The organism is Cohnella luojiensis (genome assembly GCF_004564235.1).
In the GTDB taxonomy this organism is placed as follows: domain Bacteria; phylum Bacillota; class Bacilli; order Paenibacillales; family Paenibacillaceae; genus Cohnella; species Cohnella luojiensis.
Genome location: NZ_SOMN01000008.1, coordinates 145,722 through 153,089, shown reverse-complemented (window position 1 = coordinate 153,089; position 7,368 = coordinate 145,722). Strand labels below are relative to the sequence as shown.

Annotated in this window: 5 protein-coding genes; 3 read left to right on the top strand and 2 right to left on the bottom strand. The window is 52.2% G+C overall.

Going from position 1 to position 7,368, the window contains the following annotated elements; genetic code table 11:
* Nucleotides 1–196 precede the first annotated feature (196 nt).
* Complete coding sequence (locus E2980_RS09025) at nt 197–1,699, top strand: DnaD domain protein (RefSeq protein WP_135151850.1); 1,503 nt, start codon at nt 197–199, stop codon at nt 1,697–1,699.
* Nucleotides 1,700–1,727: 28 nt separating this feature from the next.
* Nucleotides 1,728–2,675: an ATP-binding protein gene (locus E2980_RS09020; RefSeq protein WP_135151849.1), complete on the top strand. Its 948-nt coding sequence runs from the start codon at nt 1,728–1,730 to the stop codon at nt 2,673–2,675.
* Between the two features lie 186 nt (nt 2,676–2,861).
* Here E2980_RS09020 and E2980_RS09015 read toward each other — a convergent pair whose 3' ends face one another.
* A complete protein-coding gene (locus tag E2980_RS09015) occupies nt 2,862–3,008 on the bottom strand; it encodes a YqzM family protein (protein ID WP_135151848.1) in 147 nt (48 codons plus the stop codon).
* Nucleotides 3,009–3,201: 193 nt separating this feature from the next.
* On the opposite strand from E2980_RS09015, the gene uvrC reads away from it, so the two are divergent.
* Nucleotides 3,202–5,151 carry an excinuclease ABC subunit UvrC gene (gene uvrC / locus E2980_RS09010; RefSeq protein ID WP_135151847.1) on the top strand — a complete coding sequence of 650 codons (1,950 nt, stop codon included), beginning with the start codon at nt 3,202–3,204 and terminating at the stop codon, nt 5,149–5,151.
* Between the two features lie 401 nt (nt 5,152–5,552).
* On the opposite strand, the gene E2980_RS09005 is transcribed toward uvrC, so the two are convergent.
* Nucleotides 5,553–7,274, bottom strand: coding sequence for a CPBP family intramembrane glutamic endopeptidase (locus tag E2980_RS09005; RefSeq protein WP_167747045.1), 1,722 nt, complete (start codon nt 7,272–7,274; stop codon nt 5,553–5,555).
* Between the last annotated feature and the right edge of the window lie 94 nt (nt 7,275–7,368).

Genomic DNA, 7,368 nt, shown 5'->3' with positions numbered 1-7,368 from the left:
CTGAAGGAAGAAGAACATCGGAAAGCCGGATGAGGGAAAACCTCACGTCCGGTTTGATGAAGGGGGAGCTGGAAAAGTAAATGGAGGGCTTTCGCCCTCCAAAGAAATTTCAGTTTTCTACTCTACTCTTCGCCGGGTTGGTTTTATGCTACAATAGAACAATCATTATTCAGCGAAAAGAGTTGTCGATCCCGCCATGCGCGTGTCGAATTTGATGGAGTTTACGGAGAACCACCGTTATTTTACCAGTCGTGATTTTGCGCTAAGCGGGTTGGACCGCAAGGTGTTCATTACCCTCTACCAGCCGATGGTAGGGGCGGTTTCCGCTGCTTTCTATCATCTTCTCTATCATCAATTCGGGGAAGATAGCACGGGATATACCGCTCCCGAGCCGCAACGAAAGCTATTGCTTGGACTCGGAATGGAGCTAAATGCCGCAGGCCGCCAATCGCTTATCGAGGCAGCATCCAAGCTTGAGGCCGTGGGACTGCTGCAAGTATTCCGCAATCATAATCCGTTAACGGAAGAGTCTATATACGAATATATGCTTCTACGGCCGCTTAGTTCGGCCGAGTTCTTCTCCAACTATCATCTCACCCTTCTGCTCCGGGATAAGATAGGCAAGAGCGCATTGATAGAATTGAGGGACGGTTACATAGCCAAGCATCCGCCTGAACTAGCGCGATTCGTTAACCGGGAAGAAGCGACCGTGCCATTCTATGAAATGTTCCGCATCGGCGCGTCGGCTATGGACCCCGAGCTGGAGATGGGATGGGCGGAGAGCGCGACGGCGAAGGAGCGCCCGCCCTCGTTTCAAACGCAGGAACGGATTCGCCATAGCGAGATGATGCTGCGGTTTCCTCGCGGCTCCGCTAACCGGGGGTTCGTGGAACGGCTAAACCGGGCGCCCGAATCGATGGCGCAATTGAATTATTTGGCTTATAAATTTAATTTGGAAGTTCCGGAAATATGCCGCTTGCTCGACGAGGACGGAATATTCCACCCGGACGGCACGCTATCTTGGGACGAGCTTCAGAGCCGGGCGAACCTGATGTACCGCCAAGATCGCAAGCGGGACGAGGAACGGGAACGATTCCTCGCGCGGGGCGAGGAGCGACAGGTGCCGTCAGATACGGTCGATAGCGGGACAAGCCCAACGAAGCTGCAGTTGGATATTCCCGAGCGCTTTCAAATGGACGTTAACATGGAGCGCTATAACGAGATGCTCCAGCGGGAACCTTACACCCGCATGTTGGAACGATATTTTCCCGGAGCGGTTCCGGATGCCTTCGTTCGGATATTCGAGCGTATCGATCTTAACTATAAGTTGCCGGAGCCAGTCATTAACGTACTTATTCATTACGTATTTTCGCTAAGCCATGCCCAACGGCTTACCAAATCGTTCGTGGATTCCATCGCGTCCAATATGCTCGCAAAGGGCATTGATACATTAGATAAAGCGGTCATGTACATACGCGAACAAGAGAAACTAAACGTCGCCTTGGAACGCAAGCGTCGCGGGGAAGATCCCGCACGAGATAACGGAAGCGGCTCCGGATCGCAAGCGCAAGGACGTAACGCGCGCCGCAAGCCGGCGATGTCTGTAGTGAAAAACGGTCCCGCGCAGGAGGTATCTCCGGAAGACCTAGAGAAGATGCTCAAGAGAGCTAGGGAATTAAAGGAAAAAAATAATCGATAAATGCGTTCGGGCTTAAGGAGGAACGGGAATGGAATCTTTAGGGGAAGCGTTGCGTCAATTGCCATTTAGAGAACTTAATAATGCGGCGGAAATCTCGAAACAGGTGTTAAACGACCCGCTCGTCTTGAAGCTGTGTTCCCGTTATCCGGAGCTGGACGAGTCGGTGCTGCGGTTAAACTTGAATCGGTTGTACCAGATGACGACGGAATACCGGAATTGCAAAGCTTGTCCCGGCTTAGCTTTGTGTCCGAACGACATGCAGGGACATTCGACGGGCATCAACTGCGTGGAATTGAACGGGCGTTGGCAATTGAACGATTATAAGACCGCTTGCTCCAAGTGGACGTCCAATGAGCAGCAGCAGCAAATCCGGCGCAGGATTACGAGCTTTTACGTTGACGAAACCGTGCTCGGGGAAAGGTACGATGAGGAAGAGATGATCCAATTGGATCCAACCCGGGCTTTGGCGGTAGATCAATTGCAAAGCTATGTGACCAGTACCTTGAAGGACGGATTGCAGAAGCAAGGCTTGTACTTAAAGGGAGACTTCGGCACGGGCAAAACCTATCTCGCCGGCTATCTGCTTCAGAGATTGGCTAAAGAAGGGTACTCCGGCGTCATCGTGTACATGCCGGAATTCGTAGAGGATGCCAAAGCGCTCATGTTCGAGCCGCAGAAGCTTAAAGAAACGATTGCTCTGATGAAGGAAGCGGATCTGCTCGTCTTCGACGATATCGGAGCCGAGAACTTGAGCCCGTGGGTCAGAGATCATGTGCTTGGAGCCATTCTTAATCATCGTATGAACCGCAAGCCGACCTTTTACACATCCAATCATGACTTAGAGGATTTAGAACGGCATTTCAGCTTCACACATAAGGAAGGCGAGGAAATGCACAAGGGCCAACGGCTCATGGACCGCGTTCGCCCGTTCGTCGATGTCATTCACGTGCGGGGCCGCAATCATAGGGGGGCATAGTAGGAATGGCGCAGCCGCTTTAATTCCCGCTCAAGTGCCTCCTCATCCGCCGATTTAAAGCGGCGCAGCCGCTCTAATCGCGATGCTCCTTATTGGAATGGCTAGGTTTGATCAAACAGGAAGGAATAGCAAAAGCCGTCAGCGGACGAAAGTCGCTGACGGCTTTACTGTTTCAATGGTCGGTTATTAAGAAATAATAAATTTAACGATAACCGCTGCAGCGAACACAACGAACATGAAGCCGAACATAGCTCCGAAACCGATCGCCGTATCCATAAAATCGTCGCGCGGCTCTTCGTTGATGTGCTGGCGGGGATCTCTAACGTTTTCCATGGGAAGCCTCCTGACACATTCGATAACTACAGTATACCCAACATCGCTTTTTGTTGTAAAGTATCCGCGAATCGCTCCGGTGACAAGTTTGCGACATCGCGCAAACCTGTAAGGCCATGAATCCCTAAGCTGTGCTACAATGGAGGAACGGGTGTTCTGCCCCGATTCATAACGCGTAGAAGAGGTGCCGTTCATGGATATCCTAAATCCATCCCAAAGTCGCGAAAAGGCGATGGAGAACATACGCAACAAGCTGGCACTGCTTCCGGACCAGCCGGGCTGTTATTTAATGAAAAACGACGAAGGCAAGATCATATACGTAGGCAAAGCCAAGGTGCTCAAAAACCGCGTGCGCTCTTATTTCACGGGCAGCCACGACGGAAAAACCCAGAAGCTGGTTTCGGAAATCCGGGACTTTGAATATATCTTAACGGCCAGCAATACGGAATCGCTCATCCTTGAATGCAACTTGATCAAGGAGCATTTTCCGCGTTACAACGTACTGCTGAAAGACGATAAATCTTTCCCCTATCTGAAAATCACCCATGAAGCCCATCCGAAGCTTGAGGTTACCCGAAGGATCGTCAAGGATAAGGGCAAATATTTCGGTCCGTATCCTAACGCGTATGCCGCCCAGGAAACGAAAAAGCTACTGGATAGGCTATATCCTTTGCGCAAATGCAATACGCTCCCGGACAAAGTATGCCTGTATTATCATTTAGGACAATGCGTGGCACCATGCGAATATCCGGTGGAACAAGCGGTATACGACGAGATGATCGGCGAAATTTCCCGGTTCCTGAATGGCGGGCACGGTGATATTAAGAAGGAATTGAAGCGCAAGATGGAGGTTGCGGCCGAAGAACTGGAATTCGAGCGTGCCAGGGAATATCGCGACCAAATCGTGGCCATCGAAGCTCTCATGGAGAAGCAAACGATCAACATGGCGGACGCGATGGATCGGGACGTATTCGGCTATTCGGTGGACAAAGGCTGGATGTGCGTGCAAATTCTCTATATGCGCCAAGGTAAAATGATTCAGCGTCACGTGTCCGTTTTCCCTTACTATGGCGAAGCTTATGAGGATTTCCTGAGCTACGTGACCCAGTATTACAGCGATAATCCCGCGCTTCCTCGCGAAATGCTGCTGCCTGCGCCGCCTGGAGTTGTCGTAGAGGAGCAGAAGACTTCGACTACAAACGAGAAAGCATTAGCCGAACGGCCGATAGCGATGGTTGCGGAGACTAAGGAAGCGTACGGCGAAGATTTTACGGAATTGGCGGAAGAAGGGGAAGCGGCGGAAGTCGGGGAGTCGCTGCGTCGCTGGCTGAAAATTAAAGTTGCCGTGCCGAGAAGGGGTTCGAAGCGCCAGCTCGTCGCGATGGCGTGCGACAATTCCCGCGTCGCATTGGAGGAGAAATTCCGATTGATCGAACGGGACGAGTCGCGGAGCGTGAAGGCCGTGGAGGGCTTGGCCGAGTGGATCGGGATTCCGAGCGCAAACCGGATCGAAGCCTTCGATAACTCGAACATGCAGGGGGCATCCCCCGTATCGGCGATGATCGTGTTCACGAACGGTAAACCGGACAAGAAGGAATACCGCAAATATAACGTTAAAACCGTGCAGGGCCCTGACGATTACGAGACGATGAGGGAAGTCGTTCGACGCAGGTACGAGAGAGTTCTCAAGGAAGGGCTGCCGCTGCCAGATCTGATCGTGGTCGATGGAGGCAAGGGGCATATCGCGTCAGTGTTAGACGTGTTAGTCAACGAGCTCGGCATGGATGTCCCGGTTTGCGGCTTGGCCAAGGACGCCAAGCATCGCACGGCTCAGCTGCTCGTGGGAGATCCTCCTGAGGTTGTTCCGTTGCCGCGCGACAGCCAGGAGTTTTACTTGCTGCAGCGCATCCAAGACGAGGTTCACCGGTTCGCGATCACGTTCCACAGAGAGAAGCGGGCAAAATCGATGATCGCCTCGCGGCTCGATGCGATTCCCGGCATTGGCGAGAAGAGGCGAAAGCAGCTGCTCAGCCACTTCGGCTCGCTGAAGGCGATTAAGGAGGCTTCCGTCGAGGACTTCAAAGCCGTTTCCATCGGCGAAGCGTTGGCTGGTCGCATTTTGGAGACTTTGAACGCGGAATAGCCGTCAATCGGCGTGATCGTTGCGGCAATTGGGAACGGCTGGACAGCGGTTAAACTCAATAGCGGCACGTAATGGCAGATTTTGCTGTTAAGTCCGCACAAGTGGCGGGAAACTGGTGACGTAGCGGCAGATTTTGCCGTTAAGCCTGCGCAAGTGACGGGCAACGGACCGCGTAGCGGCAGATTTTGCCGTTAAGTCCGCACAAGTGACGGGCAACGGACCGCGTAGCGGCAGGATTTGCCGTTAAGCCCGCGCAAGTGACGGGTAACGGAACGCTTAACGGCAGATTTTGCCGTTAAGTACGAACAAGATAGAGGCGGAGGTACTTTCGGTGAAAAGCCGTTTCTCACGCGGGTATTTGGTTGATATGTACAAACGCAAAAAGTCGAAGTCGAAAAGGCTTATTGATTCGGAGAAGCTTCCTTGCCCCGGATGACTCCATGAAGCCACCAAATGACGATCCCTACGAGTCCCGGCATGAGAAGGCTGAACACTCCTCCGATGAAGTCGCCGGGTAGACCGTCGAACATCATTTGCATCCCCATGAGGATCGCATCCAGCGTCACATGGGCGAAAATGACGGTTATAATGCCAAACCGGAGCATGAACCAGCCGAATAGGAAGGACATGATCACCAGCTCGATGATTCGCGTATACACCGGATAAATCGCGTAGCCGACATGGCCAAGAGCCCAAAGCAAGCCTGGCGGGATGATGGCCACCGTGGTCAACAGAATCGCGGTTCTGCTGGAAGGCTCTCGGCCAAGCAGCTTGCGCGCGCCTCCGACGAACCATTTACGAAATAGTCCGATTCCGAACAAGCGGCTCTGAAGCTCTTCAGAAATGCCCGCGCACCAAGCGAGCAAAGGAAGAAGCCAGGGAATGCTCATGTTGTACATCGATTGCGTAGCGTCCGAGGAGGAGAAGGAGCCGAGCGATTTCTCCAATACAAGCAAGATAAACGATTGCGCTCCTAATAGAATAAATGCTAAAAAGTAGCCTTCCCGCATGCTTCTGAGAACGGCATTGCCGTAACCGGATTCCCGCCATCTCGGCCATAAGGAACGCCCCATGGATTTCCATAGTCCATCCCCTCCTACGGCGGAGAAATAAGTAAGAAGCGCCATCGCGGCATAGGTAACCAAGCTTACGATCAGATTGATCTTATCCGCCGAACCGACCCCGGCCTCCCATGTCCCCGCTCTTAACCCCGGAATCATGTTATAAGTAAGGCCCGCATAAAGCACGAAGAACAAGACGGACAAGAAAATTCCCCTGCGATACGAGCTATGTCCGCCATGGGTTCCCGTGTAGATAATCGCGAGGAGGAAAAGAAGGATCTGCGGCAAAATAAAGCCGAAAACCGAAAGCCTGGTCGACCATTTCTCCTGATCGTGAAGGTAGGAGGTGAAGGCTTCCGGTAAATCGACACCGTAAGTCACGGATCCTCCCTGCCACGGAGGGAAAGAGGAAACCAATACGTCGAATCCTTCCGGAACGGCAATCTTGAGCCATAGCTTGGATTCCCCGATGCCCGCGCCGCTCGATGAGAACTTAACTATTCCTTTCTCCGCGGAATATCCGTCCCATTTCCATTCATCCGGTTGTACCCCCCAGAATGACGCGTATTGAAGAGCGTATGCCGCGAGTTTAACATCGCTTAGCCCTTGGGTTTGATCCATCGAGGGGACAACTCGATTTCCGTCGTGCTCCCAAGCAACCAAGTCGCCGGTTTCCATGTTCAGGTAAAGCAATAGCTTGCCTGACGGATTACCGCTCTCCAGACGAATCTCTACCGCGTATACGTCCGTCGGCGTATGCTTGGACCATTGCTTCTCATAAGCATCGAAGAGATCGTGTTTGGAAAGGTAACCAGTCGTTTCGCTATCCGATAAATGCGTGACCGTGGTTTTAACTACCTCCCCTTGCTGAATGCCGAATCGGGAAACCGCTAGATCGAGCGCTTTATTTTCCGCTTCCGACCGCGTCATTACCTGTTCGGTGTTCATTGAAAACAATTGACCCGTTATGGGGAATACTTGGATGAACAGAAAAAGAATAAATCCTGCGAATGCGGTCCATATCCAGCGTTTATCCAATGGGGTTGGGCCCAAACGATTCATAATGTATCTCTCCTTATGCAATAAAAGCTCAAGTAAACGCATACAGCAGGCATATCCTGTCTGCAGCCTTAATTTTCATCAAGTATCTCTCATT